Raw genomic sequence first — 23,260 nt, forward strand, 5'->3', positions numbered from 1 at the left:
GGTCTGCCCGGAAAGATGACCGAAAAACGCCTTTATTCAGGCCTCCAGATCGCCCAACACCTTGATCCTCGCCCCTTGTACGATCACCAGTCCCTCTTCCGTCAGGCGGCGCAGTTGACGGCTGAAGGTCTCCGGAGACATGCCCAGTTGAGCGGCCTGGATTTTCTTCGATACGCGGAGCAGCACCTCGCGGTTCGGCGCTCGCCGGGCCTCTTCCGCCAGCCAAACCTGGAGCCGTCCCCTCGTATCCTTCGCCCGAAGCGACTGGTTCTGAAAGGTGAGGCGGTGGTGCCAGACCGAGAGGCTTTCAAGCATTCGAAGGCAGAGTTCCGCATCCGAACGCAAGAGCGCCAGGAATGAGGTGCGAGGAACCTTGGCCAGCAGGGTGCGTTCTAGGGCACGGGCAGTCGCTGGGAAGATCCCCCCTGCGAAAAGGGCCGCTTCGGCGAAGGACTGTCCGGAACGCACCAGGCTCAGAGGTGTTTCATCGCCATCCTCTGAGGGACGAACCAGTTGGATGGCGCCTTCCAGCACGACAAAAAAACCGGAGCAGGGCTCACCTGCCACGAACAGGGTCTGCCCCGAATCGAGGGGTCGAATTTCCACCAGCTCGCCCACCCGTGCCAGCTGAGCTGCATCCAGGGTTCGGAAGAGGGGGGCCTTGGACCAGAGTCCTTGGTAGGGAGCCGTCATGCATCCATTGTGCGCCAAGCGGCTTTTCGGGTCTTGAGATCCGTCAAGGCAGCCCTGATTCGAGGAGCCGACTCTGGTCATGCCCCGATGAGGGCGTAGGAGGACCCAATGGGCCATGCGTGGGAAAGCCGGAGCGTCGGAGAACTTGTACTCGAGAAGCCGAGCCGCTCCAAGGTCTTCGAGAAGGTTGGCCTGGATTACTGCTGCAAAGGGCATGAGGCCCTTGGTCAGGCCTGCCAGCAAAAGGGTATCGCCGTGGAAACCGTGCTGACGGCCCTCCAAGAGATGGATGTCCAGGCCCCCGCAGACGAGGACCGGAGCTGGATGAACGATATCCCCTCGGCGGTCGAACACATTCTGCGCGTGCACCACGACTACACCAAGGAAGCCCTGCCCCGCCTCCTCTTCCTCACCGGGAAGGTGGCCAGGGTCCATGGCGACGAAGACCCCCGCCTGATCCAGCTGGATGGTGCCTTCCAGGCCTTTGCCCGGGAGACCTTCGAGCATCTGGCCAAGGAGGAGCAGATGCTCTTCCCGATGTTCCTCTCCCTGGCCAAGGGCGAGCGTTGGCCAGCTCCCCCGACTGTCCAGATGCCCATCGCCCGCATGCTTCAGGAGCACCTGCAGCACGGCGAGAACCTCGAACTCTTCCGGGAGCTCACGGACGGCTTCGTGCCCCCGCCGGGAGCCTGCAACAGCTGGCGCGCCATGCTGGATGGGCTCGCTGAGCTTGAATACGACCTCCATCGGCACATCCACAAGGAGAACAGCTGGCTCTATCCCGCCGCCGTGGAGTTGGAAGCCCGGCTGTAATTCATAGAACGTGATGGATTGAGTCCATGGCCCCGCCGGTTCTCGACCGTCGGGGCCATAGTAATCTTCAGCATCAATCAATTCTTACTTTTTAGGTCTGATTTTCTTTTTTGTGATCCCTGCCCGCTCTTTCCACTGAGAGGCTGGACGAAGAGGGCCCTTCCCTCAGGCGCGGAGGCTACGACATGAAGCTTGGAGAGGCCCTGTTGCAAGCGCTGAAGGCACGGGGGGCCGGAGAAGTGTTCGGAATCCCCGGCGATTTCGCCCTGCCCTTTTTCCGCTGCATGGAGGAGAGCGCCATTCTGCCGCTCTTCACGTTCAGTCATGAACCGGCTGTGGGCTTCGCGGCCGACGCCGCAGCGCGCGTGCGTGGCGGCCTTGGAGTCGCCGCGGTGACCTACGGCGCCGGCGCATTCAACCTCGTGAATCCCATCGCCCAGGCCTACTCGGAAAAGACGCCCTTGGTCGTGATCTCGGGGGCCCCCAGCCGGCAGGAGAGGTCCTCCGGCCTGCTGCTGCACCATCAAGCCAAGGCCCTCGACAGTCAGATGCGGGTGTTCCAGGAAATCACCTGCGATCAGGCAGTACTCGACGATCCACGAACGGCGCCCGCCCTCATCGCCCGGGTGCTGCGCTCGTGTGCCGAGTATTCCAGGCCCGTCTACCTTGAACTGCCCCGGGACATGGTGGACGTGGAGGTTGGACCGGTACCCGACCTGGCTCCCACGCCCTTCAATGCCGAGGCCATGACGGCCTGCGCGGCCGAGATCCTGGCGCGCCTCAAGGCTGCGAAACACCCCGTGCTCCTTCCCGGAGTCGAGGTGCGCCGCCAGGGGCTCGAATCTCGCGTCGCGGAATTGGCCCGCCGCCTAGGGATCCCCGTCGCGACCACCTTCCTGGGACGAGGGCTGATGATCGATCAGGACCTCCCGCAGCTGGGCACCTACCTTGGGCTGGCCGGGGATGAGGCCGTGCGTGAGGCCGTGGAAGGTTCGGATCTGGTGCTCATGCTCGGAATCATCGTCTGCGATACCAATTTCGGAGTAAGCGGCCACCAGCTGACACCCTCCCAGACGGTGCACGCGGTGGATCGCGAGGTGCGGGTGGGACATCACACCTACGCGAACCTGCCCCTGCCCGAACTGGTCGAAGCACTGCTCAGCAGCGCCACGACGCGCCCTGCGCCGACGCTGCAGTACGCCCGGGACCTGCCTGCTGGGCTGGTTGAAGACGAAGGCCCCGTGACCCCCCTGGACATCGTTCGAGGGATCAATGATCTCTTCCGCGCCTCCGGGCCCATGCCGGTGGCCTCGGACATGGGGGACTGCCTCTTCTCGGCGCTGGACCTCGTGGACACCGATCTGGTCGCGCCCGCCTACTACGCCAGCATGGGTTTCGGCGTTCCGGCGGGACTCGGCATCCAGGCCGCCACGGGACGTCGCAGCCTGGTGCTCGTGGGCGATGGCGCCTTCCAGATGACGGGCTGGGAACTCGGGAACGCCCGCAGGCAGGGGCTTGATCCCATCGTCGTGCTGTTCAACAACCGCTCCTGGGGCATGCTGAACGCCTTCCAGCCCGGGGGCCGCTTCAACGATCTGGAGGACTGGAACTATGCACAGGCGGCCGACTCTCTCGGTGGCGATGGCATCCGCATTCGCACCCGGGCCGAACTGGGGGCTGCCTTAAGGAAGGCCCACGACACCCGGGGACGCTTTCAGATCCTGGACGTGCAGCTGCAACCTGGAGCGGTTAGTCCGGCGCTCCAGCGGTTCGTGGGCGCCGTCCAACGCCTGTCCCAGCCCAGATTGGCCGCCATCTGTTAGGACAAGAAGATCTATCCTATGACCATGCAGATCCATTCCCTTCACGACGTCCCCACGGTTGCCCTCGGTCCCGGTACCGGCATTCAAAAGCACATGCTGGTCGGTGCCGGGGCTGTGCCTCATGTCCTGCAGTTCGTCCGCGCCGATTTCCAGCCCGGGCAAGTGGCTCCAGCCCACGCCCACGCAGACATGACGGAGCTCTTCTACATCGAAGCGGGAGCGGGCACCTTGACCGTCGATGGCGTGTCCCATCCGCTTCAGCCCGGGGTCTCCTTCTGGATCGAGCCCGGAGAAATGCACGAGATCGCAAGCTCAGCCGACACGAGTCTGGTGGTCATCTATGTGTCCGTCCACAGTCAGAACAACCAGGCCCACGAAATTCGATCGTGAATGACCACCCACTTTTTGGGGGAAGCCCCAACAAGGCCGCCCGCCTCCTTGGAACCCGGGACTAAGCTTCGCCAAGTCAAAACTGGATTCAAAAGGCGCGCTCCCCGACCAATGGGGACGACCTTGCCCAACACCTGGTTCTGACTTCCAGGAATCCAAATAGGGGAGCTTAAGGTCGAGCCGGGGCCGGTCAGTCGGGTTCCGGCTCGATCTAAATCCCGACACTCCGATTCGTCAGATTTACCGGAGCCACGCGTTGAAGCGGCTTATCGGATTGGGCGCGATAAGGTGGCGGTCTTGCGATGAAGCTGAGCGTCTCCGCCTCCGCGGCGCGCAGGCCTTCGACGTCGAGCACTCCGGTGGTGTGGAGTTTCGCTCGGACAAGTCGAACCTTTGTGCCCGTAGAAACCAGCGTCCTCACTTTCGAGCACCGCGCGCACGAGGTGGCTCGCGTCCACCTCACCCTCGAGCCGCCATTCGGTCGGCTGGCGAAGCGGACCGGCGAGGAGGCCCGCGAGCGTCGGAGGAAGGGAGGCGGCCAAGACCGTCCAGTCCACCACAGTCGCGTGAAGGGCGAGCTCGAAGTGAGGCTCGGGGCGAGCCGCAACCGTGAGCGCGACGTTCAGCGCGGCCTGGCCCGCGTCATCCAGGGCCGCCCTGGCATCCACCAGGGACGCCGTCCGGGCTCAGGCCGAAGCGGCTGGATCGAAGGGGTGCCAGGCACGGGATTCTGCGATGGAAAGAACAGGGGAGAGGATGGACCGGGGCGCGGGCAGGGCCTTGGTCCATCATGACGCCGAAGATGGAAAAGAGGCTTACCCAGGTGCGGCCGAGACCCGCCTGACCGGCCTCCGCTGATGGCCGAGAAGGGCTGAATTTCCTGCGAACTTCCATGAAACCGGCTGTTTTGGTGCATCAGCCTGGGTTGGAGACCGGTGCTCCTATTTCTCAGGCCTCCCAGGATAATCACGGCATGTCCTCTGCCTCGAACGTCTCCGACATCCTCGACGCCCTCTACCGCACGGAATCCCGGCACGTGCTGGCCACGCTGATCCGCCTGCTCGGCGATTTCGATCTGGCGGAAGAGGCGCTGCACGAAGCCTTCCGGGCGGCCCTGGAACAGTGGCCGGCGACGGGGGTGCCGGCCCAGCCCCGGGCCTGGCTGGTCTCCGCGGGCCGCTTCAAGGCGATCGATGCGCTGCGGCGGCGCGCGAAATTCGAATCTCCGCTGGACACCCTCGCCGAGGCCCAGGTTCCCGCCGCGCCCGATGAGGCGAGTGAAGGGGAAGAGGCCATCCACGACGACCGCCTCCGCCTCATCTTCACCTGCTGCCATCCCGCCCTGGGCGCCGAGGCCCGCTCGGCGCTCACGCTGCGGGAGGTCTGCGGCCTGACGACCGAGGAAATCGCCCGGGCCTTCCTCGCCTCGCCTTCCGCCATCGCCCAGCGCATCGTCCGGGCCAAGGCCAAGATCCGCGAGGCGCGGATCCCCTACGAAGTGCCGTCGCCCGCCGAACTGCCGGACCGACTCGACACGGTGCTGCAGGTGATCTACCTCGTCTACAACGAGGGTTACTCGGCCTCCTCCGGCGAATCACTGACCCGCGCGGACCTCTCCGGGGAAGCCATCCGCCTGGGACGGCTGCTCCGGGAGCTGCTGCCGGTGGCGGAAGTCCTGGGGCTCCTCGCGCTCATGCTCCTGCATGAATCGCGGCGTGCGGCCCGGAGCGGCCCCGACGGGGATCTGATCCTCCTCGGCGACCAGGACCGCGAACGATGGAACCGCCCTTTCATCGCGGAAGGCTCCGCGCTTGCGGCGCAGGCTCTCGATTCCCGCCTGGTGGGCCCCTACGCCCTGCAAGCCGCCATCGCCGCGGTGCACGCCCAGGCGCCCAGCACCGAAGCCACGGACTGGGGTCGGATTGTCGGGCTCTATGATGTGCTGGCCCGGATCGCGCCGTCGCCCGTCGTCCGGCTCAACCGCGCGGCGGCCATCGCCATGCGGGATGGCCCCGCGGCCGGCCTGGCCCTCATCGATGACATCCTGCAGGAGGGCGGGCTGGCCGACTATCACCTGGCCCACGCCGCCCGCGCGGACCTGTGCCGGCGCCTGGGCCTGGTGGAGGATGCCCGCGCCTCCTATCGCACGGCCCTCGCCCTGGCCCGACAGGCGCCCGAACGGCGCTTCCTGGAGGGCCGGCTGAAGGATTTGGGCTGATTTTAAAAATCGACCCGCCCCCTGTCGATTCGGACCTTCCCCGATCGACTAGATGGGGAAGGCACAAGCCTCAAGGAGAAACACCATGAAATACATCTGCTTCGGGTACCTGGACCTGCAGGCCTGGGAGAAGAAGTCGCCCAGCGAACAGAACGCCATGATCGACCAGTGCTTCGCCTACGACGAGGTACTGAAGAAGAACGGCCACTGGGCGGGCGGGGAAGGCCTCCAGGGCGCCACCACCCTCAGCTACCAGAACGGCAAGGTGTCGGTATCGGATGGTCCCTATGCGGAAACCAAGGAACTGCTGGGCGGCCTCCTGATGCTGGAGGCCACGGATCTGAACCACGCCATCCAGCTCATCTCGAAGCATCCCGGCATCAAGATGGGCCGCTGGGAAATTCGGCCCGCCCAGGATCTGAAGCCCATGATCGAGGAAAGCGAAAAGCGCCGCGCCGCGAAGTAGGAGAACCCGCCGCCGCGGGGGACAGGCTCAGCCCTTCGCGGTTTTCTTCCGGGCTTTCGATCGCCTGAGATGGTCGAGGAAGCCCTGGAGAAGGCCGAGCCGGCCTTCAATGTCGGAGCGCCAGAACTCGAGACGCTCCCAGCCGTGGGGCGTCAGCGTATAGACCTTCCGCGCGGGGCCGCGGGAATCCGTATCCCAGTGAAAGGCGACCTCTCCGGCCTCCTCGAGCGCCTGAAGGGTGCGGTACGTGGCACCGGGATCGATCTTGTGGCCGGGGAACCGCTCGGCCAGGGCCGCGCGAATGGCGTGGCCGTGCAGCGGACCGTCCGTCAGCGCCAGCAGGAGGAAGGCGGGAAGGTGGCGGGACTGACGGTTCGCGGCGGCCATGATCCTATTCGCGGATGAGAAATGCGGGTTCAGTGGAGGGTTTCGGATCCAGGAACTCCATCACGAACCCGCACATGATGATGCCCGGAAGCGTGATGGCCAGGCGAAGCATCGCGAATCGGGTTCCGAGAAAGGCGCTTTCCATCATCAACATGGGAAGCTTGATGGTAGCCCACACCCCGAGAAAGATGACGAGGTTCGCCGTGCGCGCCCCCTTTTCCCGCAGGGAGAGGCCGATCGGAAAGGCGGCGTAGATCGGACCCGCCGCGCCCGTTCCCAGCAGAATGGCGAACAGGATACCTCGAAGGCCGGAGGCCGGTCCGAGGCCTCGCTCCACCACCTCCTTCGGCACCCAGACATCGAAGAGTCCAATCAGGATCAGGACCGCGGGGACGATGGCCAGCACCTCTCCGATCCCCGTGAGCCACTGCTTGAAGGATTGAACCGCCAGGGTCGGCCAAGGCCCCCACAAAGCCAGGTGGATCAGCACGACGACACCCGCGATCAACATCGCGCTTCGAAGCTTCGGATTCATAGCAGCACCCCCATCAGAGCCCCGATCAGTAGCGCGAGGACCAGGCTCAGCGACTGACGGATGAACGTGAACCGGCGCCCGAAGGCCTTGACCTCCATGGGCGACGTGAGAATGCCCACCATCGTCAGGGTCGTGATGAAGCTCGCCAGCGCCGAAAGGCTCGCGCCCATGTGGTGCAGCGAACCCGCCAGCGGATAGGCCATGGGCCCGGGGATGGTCAACAGGGCCCCGAGACTCGCGAGCAGGAAGAAACCCGCGACCCCATGGGCGTGGAAGAGCTGGGCGATGAGGGTGGCCGGAATCGCCGCCATGGCGAGGCCCACCCCCGCCGTCATGCCCACAAGGGAGGGGAGCAGGTTCAGACCGGACCGGGCGGCATGCAGCAGGGCCGCCCGGGTGCGGGCCCGATCCCGGAATCCGGAAACGACCACCCCTCCTAGGGCTGCGGTCAGCAGAACGACGGAAAACATGGTCGAGACCTCCTTGTGTCATCTAGATGCTTTAATCATCTAGATGACACAGACTAATTCTCTCCTCTGCCCCCGTCAAGCCCGAATCGAAAAGGCCCCCGACGGAAACCGCCGGGGGCCTGTAGGTGGAACTGGGGCTAGCGAACGCTGACCTTGGTCCCGGTGCTGGTCACGCCATCGGAGAACTGCACGTCCAGTTCGGTGGCATCGGTCTTGAGCAGCACTTCGCCGCCTTCGCCGAAGCAGATCACTTCGCCCTTCCCGTTGCGGATCATGACGCCGGGGTGGCGCGCCTGATCCCACAGGAAGCGGACCCTGCCGTCCGGCAGGCGGGTCGCCAAGGGCTCGAGGCCCGAAGCGCCGGAGGAAGCGGCCGAAACCGAAGCGCTGGAAGCACCCTGGCGCTCGGCCAGCACCTCGCCATTCCGATGGATCCGCAGGCCCGAGACGGCCGGCAAGCTGATCTGACCGCCTTGGCCGAAGAGGCCAGACTGGGTCTTCTTGCCGATCTTTCCGAGGGGAAGCGCGAGGGCAAAGCCACGGTTGGCGCTGTGATCCGCCTGGGTGGGCTCGAAGGCCAGGGTGCCGAGGCTCTGGCCCTTTTCGTCGAGCAGATCCGCACGGTACGTGCCCTTGGCATCCGCCGCATCGGGCGCCGATTGGATGACGTAGCCCGGACGAAGGCGAACCTCGCCATTGATCACGTCACCCCACACCAGCAGGCAGTCCTGCGTGGCGGCGGGTCCGCTGCCGACGGGGCCCTGCAGCGTGGGATCGGTCCCGCCCAGGCGGTAGTCCATCACCTTCTGGTAGACGTAGTCCGACACCCAGGTGTAGCCGCAGTAGGCCATGACGTCGTGGAACGTGTAGGCGTCATAGGTCCGCAGTTGCGATCCGGTGGCGAAAGGATCCACGCCCAGCTGGCCGATGAAGGCGTCGGCATAGGGGTAGGCCGCGTCGGGGCTGCCCGCCCCGCCGCAGGGCGAGTGGGGGCGGCTGAGGGAGTGCCCCAGCTCGTGGGCCACCGTGCCGGCCCTCCAGGTCCACACGGAGCTGCTGCCCGCGGTGGAATTCCAGTCCAGCCCCATGGCCACGGCCTGGGCCAGGTAGGCCATGCCCGTGCCGCCGGAGTTGTAGTAGGGCTTGTAGACGCCGTAGTAGTAGCGGTTCGTGACGTTCTCCGCCTTTTCCAGCGCCAGGAGTTCGTTGAGCACCGAGGTCCAGTTGGAGTAGTCCGCCGCCGGCACGTTGGAGGTGGTGTAGGTGGCGTGGAGCGAGGTATCCAGCGCGTCCGGCAGGGGCCAGATGCGGTGGAACATGTCCGTGTAGGTCGTGATGCTGTTGGCGTCGATATCGCCCACATAGGTGGTGCCGAGGTAGGACACGGCCAGCGGCACGAAGCTGATGCGCATGGGCTTGGTATCCACCACGGGGTAGCTCTGCGAGGCGCCGCCGGCGGGCCAGGTGTCATTGGACCGGTTCAATTCGGGAATCAGGGCATCGGGATCAATCTTCACCACGAGGCTGAAGCCGGGCTGGATGGCCTGGGGCGAGAGCACGCCCGTCCAGACATTGGCCTCCGCCTCGGTGATGAGGAGGGGCGTGCCCGCCGAAGGGGGCGCCACATCGAGGTGGGAGGTTTCCACCGCCCCGTTCATGACGGAGATGCGCACCACGGGCTTGAGGCCCGGGATGTTCGCCTTCACGTAGACCCGGACGGCGCAGCTGCGGTCCTTCACCAGGCTGGTGGTCTGGGTGGCATTCTGGGTGGCCTGGCTCACCAGCACGTGATCGATCCAGATGTCCTGCTTGACCGTATCGGCGGTGACGGTGAAGGCCCCCACCGTCGTGCTTTGGGTGGGATTGCTGATGACGACGGCACCCGAGGTGGCGCCCGCCGGAACGACGGCCGTCACCTGCCCACCGCTGTCCTGACTGAAGGTTGCGGCACTTCCATTCACCGTCACCGATGTGACCTTGTCGATGTACTGGCCCGTGATGACGATGGGCGTGCCGACGGGGCCCGAGGCCGGCATCATCACGAGGCCCGCGGGTGCGCGGTAGGTCACGTTGAACGGCGTGGCGGAGCTGACATTGCCCCGCACCGTCTCGATGCTGATGAGACCGGACGTGGACAGCGGCGGCACGGTGGCCTGAATGGTGTTCGCGTCGTTCACGGCGAAGGTCGCCGCGGTGCCGTTGAACTTCACGGCGGTGACGCCGAAGAAGTTGCTTCCGGTGAGGGTGATCTGGGTTTCCCCGGGGAAGCCGCTGGCCGGCGAGAATCCGGTGAAGGTCGCCTGCAGGGTGCTGGCATCCGTCGTGTCGACCAGCAGGGACACGTTGTCGACGTAGAAGTAGCTCCAGTCATAGGCGCTGGCGGAACTGTCCGTGAAGTTGCCCTGGAACTGCAGGGTGATGGTCTTCCCGCGGTAGGCGCTCAGATCGAAGTTGCGCTTGATCCAGAGCGTCGTGGCGCGGTAATCCTTCGCATCCAGCGACTGCAGCACCTGCGTGTTGGCCCCATCGATCACCTGGGCCGTGAAGGTGTCGTAGCCCATGGCGGATTCGCCGGTCTCGGTGGACTGGTAGTAGGAGAGGATGGCCTGGTTGCACGCGGCGGGAATGCTGATCACCTGGTGCAGATCCTTGGTGGCCGTGGCCTCGCTGCCCACGTAGCCGTAGCAGTTGCCGCCGCCCTTCATGGGGGCGATGTCCCACCCGCCCAGGCTGTAGTCCGCCACGCGGTTGATGGGCGGCCAGGCCACCCGGCCCAGTTCGAAGGTTCCGTTGATCACGAGGTCCGCGGCCGCCTTCAGCACGGTGAAGCTGGGGCTGAGCGCATCCCCGTGGCCCGTCTGGACCGTGACGGGCCCGCTCTGGGCGCCCGCAGGAACGGTGACCAGGATGGTGCCGGGGTCCAGCACCTTGAAGCTGCCCTGGGCCGCAGGCACACCGTTGAACGAGATGCCGGTCACGCCGTAGAAGTGGGAGCCCTTGATCTGCAGATCTGAACCTTCGATGAGCTGGGTCACCGGGGCGCCTTCGAAGGCGAAGCCCGTCACCGTCGATTGGACGGAGGCCAGGGAGCTGTCCACCTCCAGGGCCACGTCGTCGATGTACCAATTGGTGTAGTCGGACGCGCTGCTGAGCGCGCGGAAGGAGATGCGCACGGTCTGTCCGGCGAAGGCCGACAGGTCCGCGGAATACTTGGCCCAGGCGTTCAGGGGGCCCGTGGTCCCGTTGAAGGCCTGGACCGTCTTGAGGACCGTGCCCGACAGATCTTCCACCGTCACGCTGAGGGTATCGTTCACATCGCCCGCGGGCAGGCCGCCCGCCATGTAGAGCCAGAAGCTGAAGTCGGCGATGGTCGTGCCGGCGGGGATGGTGACATCCTGCGCCACGCGCTGATCGGCCACGCTGCCGAGCCCGATGAGCGCGAAGCTTGTGCCGCTGTGGGGCGTGGCCGGATAGCCGCCGCCGAAATCCGTGCTCTGCACGCGCATGTTCTGCGGCGGGTTGCACACGGAGGCGTTCCAGCCGGTGCGGAACCCTTCGAAGTTGCCGTTGATCATCAGGTCCGCGGTGCGCACCTGGAAGTCCGCGCTGCTGACGCCGTTGCCCCGGGGCGTGACCACCGTGATGGGGCCGCTCTTGGCCAGGGGCGGCACGGTGACCTGAAGGGTCTGGCCATCGAGGATCGTGAACTTGGTGCTGGCCACGCCGCCGAAGCGGACTTCGGTGGCCCCGGCGAAATTGAGGCCCGTGAGCGTGACGGGCGTGCTGCCCATGACACCGTGGTTCACGTCCGGCACGATGTTGGCCGGCAGGCTGGCGGCCAGGGGCGCGTCCACCTGGAGGTTCAGATCGTCCACGGACCAGGCCGTGCGGTCCGTGGCGTTGGGGTTGGAATCCACGGGCTTGCCGTGGAACTGCAGGAGGACCGTCTGGCCCGCGAAGGCCTTGAGGTCGGCCACGTTCTCATGCCAGCCCGCTGGAGCCGTGCCGCCGTTGGTGGTGAAGAGGGTGCCCAGCACGGCGTGGGTCGCGGGATCGGCCGCTTCCACGGTGAAGACATCCAAAGCGTCGCTGACCGCCGAATCCTTGACCAGCCAGAAGTGCAGGTCGGCGCGGGTGGCGGAGGCCGGGATGCGGATGACCTGGCCCACGAGGCGCTCATCCGCCTCGCCGCCGCCCATGTAGCCCACGAAGCGGCCGCCATGGGCCCCACTGGGCCAGTAGGCGGGATCCGTCGTGACATCGTAGACGCGCACCGGGGGATAGGCCGACCAGCCCACCGTGCCGAGTTCGAAATCCGCATTGACGAGGGCGTTGTAGGTCACGCCGGTATTGACGGAGACGGTGAAGACGGGGCCGTTGGCCGTGCCGCCGGGCGTCATCACGCTCACCGCGCCCGTGGCGGCGCCCGCGGGAACGGTGGCCGTGATCTGCGTGGCGCTGTTCACCGTGAAGGTCGCGGTCGTGCCGTTGAAGGAGACAGCCGAAGCATTCGTCAGGTTGGTGCCCGTGATCGTAACCGAAGCGCCCACCGCACCACTCGTGGGGCTGAGGCCCGTCACCGTCGGTGCGGGCACCGTCAGCGTGAACGTCGGGCCGTTGGCCACACCGCCGGGCGTGGTCACGCTCACGGCGCCCGTGGTGGCGCCTGCGGGCACCGTCGCCGTGATCTGCGTGGCGCCATCGACCGTGAAGGTCGTGGCAGCGGTGCCGTTGAAGGACACGGCCGTCGCACCCGTGAGGTTCGTCCCCGTGAGGACGACGTGGTCCCCCGCGAGGCCGCTCGATGGGTTGACCGCCGTGAGGGTGGGTGTGGCGGGATTCACCGTGAAGCTCGGCCCCGTGGCTGTGCCCCCGGGTGTCGTCACGCTCACGGTGCCCGACGTCGCGCCCGCGGGCACACTCGTCGTGATCTGAGCCGCGCTGTTCACCGTGAAGGTCGCGGCGGTGCCGTTGAAGGAGACGGCTGAAGCCCCGATCAGATTCGTACCCGTGATCACCACGGAACTGCCCACCTGGCCGCTCGTGGGATTGAGGGACGAGACCGTCGGCGCCGGGAGCGTCACCGTGAAGCTCGGCCCCGTGGCTGTGCCCCCGGGTGTCGTGACGCTGACAGCGCCCGTCGTGGCGCCCGAAGGCACCGTCGTCGTGATCTGGGTATCGCTGTTCACCGTGAAGCCCGAGACGGGCGTGCCGTAGAAGGAGATGGCGGAAGCGTTCATCAGGCTCGTACCCGTGATCACCACGGTGCTGCCCACCGGGCCGCTCGTGGGATTGAGGGACGAAACCGTCGGCGCCGGGAGGGTCACCGTGAAGCTCGGCCCTGTGGCGGTTCCGCCCGGCGTCGTCACGCTGACGGCGCCACTGCTGGCGCCTGCGGGCACCGCGGCCGTGATCTGCGTCGCGCTGTTCACCGTGAACGTCGCCGCCGTGCCGTTGAAGGTCACCGCTGAGGCGTTCGCCAGGTTCGTCCCCGTGATCACCACCGTGCTGCCCACCAGGCCGCTGGTGGGATTGAGGGACGAAACCGTCGGCGCCGGGAGAGTCACCGTGAAACTCGGCCCCGTGGCGGTTCCGCCCGGCGTCGTCACGCTGACCGCGCCACTGCTCGCGCCCGCCGGCACCGCGGCCGTGATCTGCGTCGCGCTGTTCACCGTGAAGGTCGCGGCCGTGCCGTTGAAGGACACCGCCGAGGTGTTCGCCAGGTTCGTCCCCGTGATCACCACCGTGCTGCCCACCAGGCCGCTGGTGGGATTGAGGGACGAAACCGTCGGCGCCGGGAGGGTCACCGTGAAGCTCGGCCCCGTGGCGGTTCCGCCCGGCGTCGTCACGCTGACGGCGCCACTGCTCGCGCCTGCGGGCACCGCGGTCGTGATCTGCGTCGCGCTGTTCACCGTGAACGTCGCCGCCGTTCCGTTGAAGGACACCGCCGAGGCGTTCGCCAAATGGCTGCCCGAAATGACCACGGCGGTTCCGGCGGGGCCGCTGGTGGGGCTCAGGCTCGCCAGCGTCGGGGCGGGTGTGCCTGGTTGGGGCGGAGGCTGAGGTTTGGATGAGCCCCCGCAGCCCGCTTCGAACACCACGCCACCTGCCAGGAACAGGAGCAGCTTGGAGGTTGCTTTCCAGCGCATGTGAATCCTTTCAATCGATCAAAACCAGTCGGGCTCGGGCCGGCACGGCCCCTCATGTCCTTCTTGAAACAGCAGCAGGATGCGGATCACCGAATCGGTGGCGGGCCGGCCGGACGGGCGGGAGCTGGCTTCCCGGCATGAGGCGTCGGATCCCCCGGTCCGGTCCTGGGGGCCTCGTCCGCCTTCACGCTCCAATCCAGGTATTCGACGATGGGGTCGTACTTGGGATGGGTGGTCCGGACGATGATCCTCTCCTGGGCGGCGGAGGGCTGGGCGGGGAGCTTGGTGCCATCGAGGTGGATCGTCACCAGCACATCGAGGCCCTCCTTGCGCTGGCTGAACGAGAGGTAGGGCGCGCCGGGACAGCGGATCTCGCGGACCTCCACCGGTTTCCCGTTGCCCGAAACGAGACGGAAGGCGGCCTGCTTGGACTGGGTGCGAAGCAGCTCGTGCAGGTGGAGGTTGGCGGGCTCGGCCATCACATCGCGGACGACCTTGGCCTCGAAACTCAAGGTGAGCGCCGGGTTTGCTGGGTCGTTGGAATGAACGACGATGAGCTTTTTCACGGGGCCAAGGAAGTTCTTCGGATCGAAGTCCACCTGGATCTGGGTGGATTCCCCCTGGCGCAGTTCGTCTTTTCCCAGATTGGTGCTGGTGCATCCGCAGGAGGGTTCGATGCGGGAGATCTTGAGGGTCGCTCCTCCCGTGTTGGTCACGGTGAACGCGCAGTGCGTGGTCTGGTCGGCGTTCACAATCCCTAGGTTGTGGTGCGACTTGATGAAGGAGATCCGCGGGGCGCCCGCCTCAGGGGCGGCGCAGAGGATCGCAGATGGAAGCAGCAGCAGGGGGAGGATTCTCATGCCCGGTCTCCTTTCGCGGGGGTGGGACAGAAAAGATTTCGGCGGCCAGGCCCTGGAATGCGCCGGGAACCTGGCCGTCAAATCGGCTTTCAGCGGACGCTAAGGCTGCGGCCGGTGCTGGTGGGATCGTCGGAGAAGTGGATGTCGAGGGTTCTGGCATCAGTCACCAGATCCATGGATCCGCCCTTGGCGAAGGCGATGACTTCGCCCTTCTCGTTCTTGATCATGACCAGGGCATGCACGGCGGCGTCCCAGGTGAAACGGACCTTGCCATCGGGCAGGCGGACGGCCTGGAAGCGGTCCTCCGCGGTGGCTCCGGCCGTGGCGGCGTTGGCAGCCTGGCTGGCGGGGCGGGCCTGCTCGGCCAGCTTTTCGCCGTTGCGGTGGATGCGGATCGAGGCCACGGCGGAGGCGGTGGGAGCCCCCGTCGCCTGAAGGCCCTTGCCGCCCGCGAGCTGGGCCAGGGGCATCAGCACGTTGAAGCCGTGGATCCGCGGACCATGGTCGGGCTCACCGGGCTCGAAGCTGAGGCGGCCCAGGGAGGCTCCGCTCTGCGAGAACACTTCGGCCTGGTAGGTGGCTTCGGGGTCCGGCTCGCTGGGGATCGACTTGATGACCATGCTGGGGAAGAGCTTCACGTCGCCGTTCTCGACCTGGCCCCAGATCATCAGGCAGTCCTGCATACCGGTGGTGCCAACCCCCTTGGCGGAGCTGAGGGGGGCCGGATCGCTGGTGCCGATAGGACCGTGGGTGATGCTCAAGTCGTAGTTCAGGCGGTAGTCCATCACGTGCCGGTAGCAGTAGTCCGACACCCACTCGAAGCCGCAGTAGCCCATGATGTCGTGGTACTTCGACGCGTCCCAGATGTTGATGTTCGCGCCGCCATCCTCGTTGCCGTTGGTGCCGAAGCCGTAGCCCCAGGCACCGATCACGCCGTTGTCGTAGGGATAGCTGTTGTCCGGGCTACCCGCGTTGCCGCAGGGCGTGTGGGGGCGGCTGAGGGCATGGCCCAGTTCATGGGCGAGGGTGCCCGCACGCCAGGTGTAGGGGCTCTTGGTGCCGCCGTACTCGTGGCCGATGCCCATGGCCTGAAGCACGCCCAGGCTGTCGGCCATGCCCGAACCGCCGCCCTGGCGATCGGCCGCGCCGTTATCCCACCACCAGGCGTTGAGGGCGCCGTAGTAGTAGCGGGAGTTGCCGACTTCGGCCAGGCGGAGGGCCTTCAATTCCGCCAGGACTTCCATCCATCCGTAAGAGTAATCCGGAAGGGGGACGTGCTGGGTGTTGTAGGGGGCGTGGACCTGGATGTCGATGGCGTCCGGCAGCGGCCATACGGCCTGGAACATGCCCGTCCAGGTCGGAAGGTTGTTCGTGTTGACGTCGCCGGTCCAGGTCTGGCCGTTCACCACCATGGAAAGGGGCACCATGGTCAGTTTGAACATCTGGGTGTCCCGCACATCCAGGATTTCGGGCGTGCCGTCATAGGGCCAGACGTTGTTGGTGGCATCCACCTCCGGCTGGGAGCCATCGGGGTTCACCTGGGCCAGGACGCCGACGCCTGGCTGCATGTACTGGGCCGGGATCGTGGCGTTCCAGGTCTTGTCGAAGTCCGCCGTGCTCGTGCTGGTGGGCGTGCCCGTCAGGCCCGCCGGGCAGGCGATGAGGGTTTCATAGACCTTGGTGCTGCCCTGGAAGAGGCTCAGCTTGACGCTGGGCAGCAGGGTATTCGCCGTGTTGCCCTTCACGTGCACGCGGGCGAGGGCCTGGCGGTCCTTGACCATGGGCACGGCGCCATCCTCGCGCTGGGTCACCTGGACGAATTCCACGCGATCGATGTAGAGATCCGCCGTGGTTCCGTTGGCGAGCACCGTGAACACCTCGGTGGACGCGGTGCCGCCGGGGCCCGAGATCTGGATGGAACCTGTCGTGGCCCCGGCCGGAATGACCGTCGAGATCTGACCGTCGCTGTCCACCGTGAAGGCCATGGCCAGTCCGTTGATCGTCACGCTGGTCGTCCCACGCAGATGCTGACCCAGCAGGGCGACGGGCGTGCCGACAGGTCCCCGGGTGGGTTCGACGTGGTTCGCCACGGGTTGGTGGTAGGTCACGGTGAAGGTTCCGGGAAGGGCCGTGGCCCCTGCCCCGCTGATGACGACGACCGGTCCCGTGGAGCTGCCGAAAGCCGCCGTGGCCTCCACGGTTTCAGAATCGATCTGGTTCCAGGAATGCGCAGGCACACCATTGAAGAGAATCTGCTGGATGCCCCGCAGGTTGACACCGTTGAGGGTCACCACGGTTTCCTCGGGATAGCCAGTCGTGGGGAAGATGCTGACCACGCTGGGCACCGCGCTGGTGGAACCGTAGACCAGCAACTGGACGTCGTCCATGGTCCAGGCCGTCCTCATCTCGAGATCTTCGTCGCTTTCCATGCGGATCTTGACGCTGCGGCCGCGGAACGCCGTGATGTCCACCACGTAGGACTTCAGCACATGATCAGAGCCCGAGAGGTTGTCCAGCTGAAGCACCTGGCCGCCGGGCAGCAGCAGGTCCGTGGCCGCGTCCAGCAGCTTGACGTTGAAGAAGTCCTTGGCCGTGCCGGTGTTTTCTTCGGTGACCAGGCCCGCGACGAATCGCAGTTCCACCTTGGTGGCATCCGCAGGGATGGCCACCGCATCGGAGACGGGCGCGTCAATGGTACGGGTGTGACCTTGACGCGGCGCGCCCCAACCCCAGCCGCCGACGGTCTGGGCCCAGGTGCCGCTCTGGGGCAGGAGGTTGTAGGCCGGCATGGTGAGGGAGTTCTGGATCAGGGGACCGCTGCCGAAACTGCCATGCCAGTTGACGTCGCCCAGTTCGAAATCGCCGTTGATCAGCAGGTCGATCATGCGATCAGCCTGGGGCGTGAACGTGCCGTAGGAATCCACGCTGCCGCCGGGGGTGCTCACGTGCGCGAGGCCCGTGGCGGCTCCTGCGGGCACCGTGACCAGGAGGGATGCGTCAGAAAGCACGGTGAAGCTGGCATTGGCGCCGCCGAGGCTGACGGCGGTGGTGCCCGAGAGTCGCTTACCTGAGAGGAGCACCTGTTCGCCGGGGGCCGCCGTGGCAGGGAAGATCTCCGCCACGACGGGGCCTGCGGCCGGATTCACCACCTGGAAGGAGGAGGCGGTGGCGCCACCATCTCCCAGACGGTTCAGGAGGGCGATGGGGCCAGAGACGGCACCCGCCGGAACGACGGCCTGGATGAGGCTGCCGGAGACGATCTTGAAGCGGGTGGCGGGCACGCCACCGAAGGTAACGGAGGTCGTGTCCTGGAAGTTGCGTCCCGTGATGGAGACAGTGGTCCCAACGGTGCCGGTGGCCGGGCTCATGCCTGTCAGGGTCGGCGCGATGAAGAAGTTGTCATAGCTCCAGGCGGTGTTCGTATTCCCCGTCACGGGATCGGTGTTGGTGAGCGACAGGTAGCCCGTGAGCGCACCGACGGGGATGGTGACATCCAGCCTGTAGCTGTCCACCTGGGTAAAGGTGGGTGCGGGCACGCCGCCGAAGCTGATGCTCTTCACGCCCGGCGCGTAGGCGACGTTGAGACGGTAGACATCCCCTTCCTTCCCGTGGTTGTCGGGCGACAGGGTCCAGAAACCCGGCAGGTAGGGACCCACGAAGTTCTGGGCCGAGACGCCCGTGCCCGCGGGGGTGGTGATCTTGATGGGGCCCGTCTGGGACCACATGGGGGTTTGGATCTGAAGCGTGTTGTCGTCGATCACGTAGAAGAAGTCGCCGGGTCCGCTGCCGCCGATCTCGACCTTGGTGGCGCCCGTGAAGTGGCTGCCCTTCACCGTGATGAGGGTCCAGTTCCTGTCCGAAGACATGGGCGAGAAGGAATCGATGACGGGAACGCCCTGCGCGGCGATGGAATCCGCCGTGAACACGTCGGCGGTGGTGTAGCAGCCCCAGATGTTGTGGGGCGTGAAGAGACAGACCTTGCCGGTCACGAGGCGGCCGGGCAGCGTCACGTCCAGGGCCGTGGGGCTCAGCACCTTGAAGGACGCCTGCATCATGCCGTTGCAGTCGCCGAAGTAGATGGAGGTCACCGTATCCAGGGCCGTGCCGTTGATCTGCACGTGGTCGAAGGGCTTGCCGTGGTTGGGCACGATGGAGCTCACGGCCATGTCGAAGGCGGCCGGGTAGCCCTTGATGGTGAAGTTGCGGGGCGAGGTAATGGGGCCGCTGGGCGTCGTCACCGTGATGGGGCCCGTGACGTCCGTTGTGCCCGTCCAGTACACCAGGGCTTTGATCAGGTTGTCGTTGACGACGTTCCAGGAGTAGTGACCCTTCCCCGCGATATCCACATTCGTCGCGGTCTGGAGGTTCACGCCTGTGATGTAGATCGTGGCCCAGTTGCCGCCTTCAGAGGGATTAAAGTCGTTGATGCGGGGCATCATCGCATCCGGCAGCGAGGTGAACACCGGCCCCACGGCGGTGCCGGAGGGAGTCGTGACGCTTACGGGCCCCGTGGAGGCGCCGTCCGGCACGATGACCGTGATCTGGGTGGGGCTCAGCACCGTGTAGGTCACGGCGGGCGTCCCGTTGAAGGACACAGCGCTTGTGCCGAAGAAGTTGGTGCCGGTCAAGGTCAGCAGGTTGCCGGGTTGTCCGAAGGCCGGGCTCAGATCCGTGAGGGTCGGCGCCGGCGCCGCAAGCACCGTGAAGGTCGGACCATCGGCCGAGCCGCTGGCATTGGTGGCACGCACCGTGCCCGTGCTGGCGCCCGCGGGCACGAGCACTACCACCTGGGTGTCCGTCCAGCTGGTGGGTACCGAAGGCACGCCGTTGAAACTGACGGTCGCGAGGTACTTCAGATTGGTCCCCGTCACCGTGACGGAGCTGCCCGGGTAACCGCTCGTGGGCGAGAGGGAAGCGACCGTCGGCAGGCTGAAGTTGAAGGCCAGGTCCGTGGCGCTGAAGGCCGTGCCGTTGGGACCTTCCAGCCGGATCTTGCCGCCGAGGGTGCCCACGGGGAGGTCGTAGATGTAGTTGCCCGTGTTGCCCGTCCAGGAATCCTTCATCACGCCCACGAGCGCATTGCCGATGTAGACGCGGGAGCCGTTGAGGAGGTTGGTTCCGCTCACCAGCAGGGCGTGATAGTCCGTCATCGGATTGGGCCCGAAATTGGTGATGGCAGGCGCGGGATCCGAAGTCACCGTGAAGAGGGGCCCCAGGGCCGTGCCGCCCGGCGTGGTCACGCTGATGGCGCCAGAGGTGGCGCCCACCGGCACAGTGACCGTGATCTGGGTTGGGCTGTTCACCGTGAAGGCCGAAGCGGCGGTGCCGTTGAAGCTCACCAGGGTGGCGCCGCTAAGGTTCGTCCCCGTGAGGATCACGTTGACACCCACGTTGGCCGCCGGCCAGTTGATGCCGCTCAGGGTCGGCGCCGTCGAAGGAGACACCGTGAAGAAGGGCCCCATGGCCGTGCCGCCGGGCGTCGTGACGCTGACTTCGCCGAAATGCGCGCCCACCGGCACCGTGGCCGTGATCTGGGTGGCGCTGTTCACCGTGAACGTGGCAGCGGTGCCATCGAAGGCGACGGCCGTGGCCCCCGTGAGGTTCGTGCCGGTGATCGTCACCGAGCTTCCCACCATGCCACTCGTGGGGTTGAGGCCCGTGATCGTCGGCGCGGGTGCGAGCACCAGGAAGGCGGGACCGGTGGCCGTGCCGCCGGGCGTCGTCACGCTCACGGGGCCCGTCGTGGCGCCCGCGGGCACCGTGGCCGTGATCTGCGTGGCGCTGGTCACAGTGAAGCTGGCCGCAGGTGTGCCGTTGAAGGACACGGCCGACGCATTCGTCAGGCCCGTGCCCGTAATGGTCACCGAGCTTCCCGCCTGCCCCCCGGTGGGGTTGAGGCTCGTCACCGTCGGCACAGGCACCGTCACCGTGAAGCTGGGGCCGGCAGCCGTGCCGCCGGGCGTCGTCACGCTCACGGGGCCCGTCGTGGCGCCCGCGGGCACCGTGGCCGTGATCTGCGTGGCGCTGGTCACGGTGAAGCTGGCCGCAGGCGTGCCGTTGAAGGACACCGCCGAGGCATTCGTCAAGTTCGTCCCGGTGATCGTCACCGAGCTGCCGACCTGGCCGCTGGTGGGGTTGAGGCCCGTCACCGTCGGCGCGGGCGTCGTCACGGTGAAGGTGGGACCAGCGGCCGTGCCGCCGGGCGTCGTCACGCTCACGGTGCCCGTCGTGGCGCCCGCGGGCACCGTGGCCGTGATCTGCGTAGCACTGGTCACGGTGAAGCTGGTCGCAGGCGTGCCGTTGAAGGACACCGCCGACGCATTCGTCAGGTTCGTTCCGGTGATCGTCACCGAGCTGCCGACCTGACCGCTGGTGGGGTTGAGACCCGTCACCGTCGGCGCGGGCGCCGTCACGGTGAAGCTGGGGCCAGCGGCCGTGCCGCCGGGCGTCGTCACGCTCACGGGGCCCGTCGTGGCACCCGCGGGCACCGTGACCGTGATCTGCGTGGCGCTGGTCACGGTGAAGCTGGCCGCAGGCGTGCCGTTGAAGGACACCGCCGAGGCATTCGTCAGGTTCGTGCCCGTCAGGACGGTGGTGCTTCCCGGAGCCCCCGAGGTCGGATTCAGTTGGGTGAGCGTGGGAGGCTGGGCCGAGGGGGGCGTCACGGTGAAGACCGGCCCCACCGCGGTGCCGCCTGGAGTCGTGACGTTGACCGCGCCGGTGGTGGCACCCGCGGGCACCGTGGCGGTGATCTGGGTGGCGCTGTTCACGGTGTAGACCGCAGCCGTGCCGTTGAAGGTGACCGCCGTGGCGCCACTGAGATTCGTGCCCGCGATCACCACCGAACTGCCCACCAGGCCGTTGGCCGGCGTCAGGCTGAACACCGTCGGCGTCGGTAGGGTCACGGTGAAGGCGGGACCGGTGGCCGTGCCGCCGGCTGTCGTCACGCTCACGGCGCCGCTGGTGGCGCCGACGGGCACCGTGGCGGTGATCTGGGTGGCGCTGTTCACGGCGAACGCCGCAGCGGGTGTGCCATTGAAGGCGACCGCCGAAGCTCCCGAGAGGTTGGTGCCCGTGATCACCACCGAACTGCCGACAACACCGCTGGTGGGGCTGAGGTTAGACACGGTCGGAGCGGAGGCTGTCACGGTGAATCCGGGGCCCGCGGCCGTGCCGCCTGGCGCCGTCACGCTGACGGTTCCGCTGGTGGCGCCCGCTGGCACCGTCGTGGTGATTTGCGTGGCGCTGTTCACGGTGAAGCCCGAGGCGGGCGTACCGTTGAACGAGACGGCTGAGGCGTTCGTCAGATTCGTGCCCGTGATGACAACCGAGCTGCCCACCGGCCCGCTGGTGGGATTGAGGCCCGTCACCGTCGGCGCGGACGCGGTCACCGTGAAGGTCGGTCCGCTGCCCGTGCCGTTCGGCGTGGTGACGCTCACGGCGCCCGAGGTGGCGCCCGATGGAACCGTCGCCGTGATCTGGGTGGCGTTGTTCACCGTGAACGCCGCCGCGGCGGTCCCGTTGAAGGCCACCGCCGAGGCGCTCGCGAAGTTGTTGCCTGAGATCACCACCGCGGTACCTGCCGGCCCGCTCGCAGGGCTCAAGCTGCTCAGCGTGGGCAAGGGTCCAGGCTTGGATTTATTGGCATCGGGATTGGACCCGCCGCCGCCTCCGCACCCCACCCAGATGAGCATGCCCACCGCCGCCAGCAATATCGCCTTGGATGCCGTTTTCCAGAACATGATGAGCCTTTCGAGGGGAGAGATCGCGTCGCGGCGTGAAGCCCGGGAGATCACGGAATTGCGAGGTTCGCGGGCTGAAACGGCAACGTCAGGCCCCGTTGTCGAGGCCTGACGAAGACGGCCCGGCCCCTACTGGGCGAGGAGGGTTCCGGCGGTGATGGCAATGGGCGTCAGCGCATCGCCCGTGTCGGGAATCAGCACGGCCTTGTCGGCCGGACTCGCCAGGCTGACGGCCCCCGGGGTCGTGCCGGTCTTGAGATCCAGGGCCACGTGGGCGAGTACCGTCGTCGCCCCTATGTTGGCGGCGGCGGCCCCGCGCCCCTTCTGGAAGCTGCCCACCTGCAACTCACCCCCCGTCACCTTGGTTTTCAGCTTGTCCGTGAACAGGGGACCCTGGGCAAACTCCGCGTCGGCGCTGGCCACTTTGGACCAGGTGACCAGGGCGGAATCCGTGTTCAGGTAGAAGGCCACTCCTCGTCCCAGGGTCCCGGTCGAAGGGCCCATGAGGTTCAGCACGAGGTGGGTGTCGGTGCTGCTGGAATCTTTCACCAGGCGGTAGTCGCCCGAGGTCGGATCCGTGTAGACCAGCTTGCTGGCGGAGGTGACCGGCTTGGGCGCCGGTTTGCTGCTGCCTCCGCCGCAGGCCACCAGCAGCACCAGGGCCGCGCAGGAGAGGAAGGAAAAGAGGGTGCGGTTTCGCATGGTCATCCTCGG

The 23,260-nt window shown here is 66.6% G+C and carries 14 protein-coding genes; 6 read left to right on the top strand and 8 right to left on the bottom strand.

Features of this window, described 5'->3' with window-relative positions:
* Window positions 1-36: 36 nt before the first annotated feature.
* The gene (locus QSJ34_RS06350) at window positions 37-693 is read right to left on the bottom strand and encodes a Crp/Fnr family transcriptional regulator (protein WP_285571894.1); all 657 of its coding nucleotides are present in this window, start codon (window positions 691-693) and stop codon (window positions 37-39) included.
* Between the two features lie 108 nt (window positions 694-801).
* Here QSJ34_RS06350 and ric point away from each other — a divergent pair, with 108 nt between their 5' ends.
* The 5 genes from ric (at window position 802) to QSJ34_RS06375 (ending at window position 6,403) form a co-directional block, all read left to right on the top strand.
* A complete protein-coding gene (gene ric / locus QSJ34_RS06355; protein ID WP_285571897.1) occupies window positions 802-1,506 on the top strand; it encodes an iron-sulfur cluster repair di-iron protein in 705 nt (234 codons plus the stop codon).
* Between the two features lie 185 nt (window positions 1,507-1,691).
* Window positions 1,692-3,329 (top strand): indolepyruvate/phenylpyruvate decarboxylase, encoded by a 1,638-nt coding sequence (gene ipdC, locus QSJ34_RS06360; protein WP_285571899.1) that lies wholly within the window; start codon window positions 1,692-1,694, stop codon window positions 3,327-3,329.
* An 18-nt stretch (window positions 3,330-3,347) separates the two neighbouring features.
* Window positions 3,348-3,719: a cupin domain-containing protein gene (locus QSJ34_RS06365; RefSeq protein ID WP_285571901.1), complete on the top strand. Its 372-nt coding sequence runs from the start codon at window positions 3,348-3,350 to the stop codon at window positions 3,717-3,719.
* 973 nt (window positions 3,720-4,692) lie between these two features.
* Complete coding sequence (locus QSJ34_RS06370) at window positions 4,693-5,937, top strand: RNA polymerase sigma factor (protein WP_285571904.1); 1,245 nt, start codon at window positions 4,693-4,695, stop codon at window positions 5,935-5,937.
* Between the two features lie 85 nt (window positions 5,938-6,022).
* Entirely contained in the window at window positions 6,023-6,403 is a 381-nt protein-coding gene (locus QSJ34_RS06375; protein ID WP_285571906.1) for a YciI family protein, read from the top strand.
* Window positions 6,404-6,430: 27 nt separating this feature from the next.
* Here QSJ34_RS06375 and QSJ34_RS06380 read toward each other — a convergent pair whose 3' ends face one another.
* The 6 genes from QSJ34_RS06380 to QSJ34_RS06405 all read right to left on the bottom strand — a co-directional run bounded on the left by QSJ34_RS06380 (window position 6,431) and on the right by QSJ34_RS06405 (window position 22,375).
* Entirely contained in the window at window positions 6,431-6,790 is a 360-nt protein-coding gene (locus QSJ34_RS06380; protein ID WP_285571908.1) for a PadR family transcriptional regulator, read from the bottom strand.
* A 4-nt stretch (window positions 6,791-6,794) separates the two neighbouring features.
* Window positions 6,795-7,301 carry a permease gene (locus QSJ34_RS06385; RefSeq protein WP_285571911.1) on the bottom strand — a complete coding sequence of 169 codons (507 nt, stop codon included), beginning with the start codon at window positions 7,299-7,301 and terminating at the stop codon, window positions 6,795-6,797.
* 20 nt (window positions 7,302-7,321) lie between these two features.
* Window positions 7,322-7,795, bottom strand: a complete 474-nt coding sequence (locus tag QSJ34_RS06390; protein ID WP_285571914.1) for a hypothetical protein — start codon at window positions 7,793-7,795, stop codon at window positions 7,322-7,324.
* A 137-nt stretch (window positions 7,796-7,932) separates the two neighbouring features.
* Window positions 7,933-13,944: an IPT/TIG domain-containing protein gene (locus QSJ34_RS06395; protein ID WP_285571916.1), complete on the bottom strand. Its 6,012-nt coding sequence runs from the start codon at window positions 13,942-13,944 to the stop codon at window positions 7,933-7,935.
* An 86-nt stretch (window positions 13,945-14,030) separates the two neighbouring features.
* Complete coding sequence (locus tag QSJ34_RS06400) at window positions 14,031-14,804, bottom strand: DUF1573 domain-containing protein (protein ID WP_285571918.1); 774 nt, start codon at window positions 14,802-14,804, stop codon at window positions 14,031-14,033.
* Between the two features lie 89 nt (window positions 14,805-14,893).
* A complete protein-coding gene (locus QSJ34_RS06405; RefSeq protein WP_285571921.1) occupies window positions 14,894-22,375 on the bottom strand; it encodes an IPT/TIG domain-containing protein in 7,482 nt (2,493 codons plus the stop codon).
* On the opposite strand from QSJ34_RS06405, the gene QSJ34_RS06410 reads away from it, so the two are divergent.
* Complete coding sequence (locus QSJ34_RS06410; RefSeq protein WP_285573582.1) at window positions 22,278-22,658, top strand: hypothetical protein; 381 nt, start codon at window positions 22,278-22,280, stop codon at window positions 22,656-22,658. The genes QSJ34_RS06405 and QSJ34_RS06410 overlap by 98 nt on opposite strands.
* A 17-nt stretch (window positions 22,659-22,675) precedes the next feature.
* On the opposite strand, the gene QSJ34_RS06415 is transcribed toward QSJ34_RS06410, so the two are convergent.
* Window positions 22,676-23,248 carry a hypothetical protein gene (locus tag QSJ34_RS06415; protein ID WP_285571924.1) on the bottom strand — a complete coding sequence of 191 codons (573 nt, stop codon included), beginning with the start codon at window positions 23,246-23,248 and terminating at the stop codon, window positions 22,676-22,678.
* Window positions 23,249-23,260 lie beyond the last annotated feature (12 nt).

The sequence above is a fragment of the Geothrix limicola genome (genome assembly GCF_030268085.1).
GTDB lineage: Bacteria > Acidobacteriota > Holophagae > Holophagales > Holophagaceae > Geothrix > Geothrix limicola.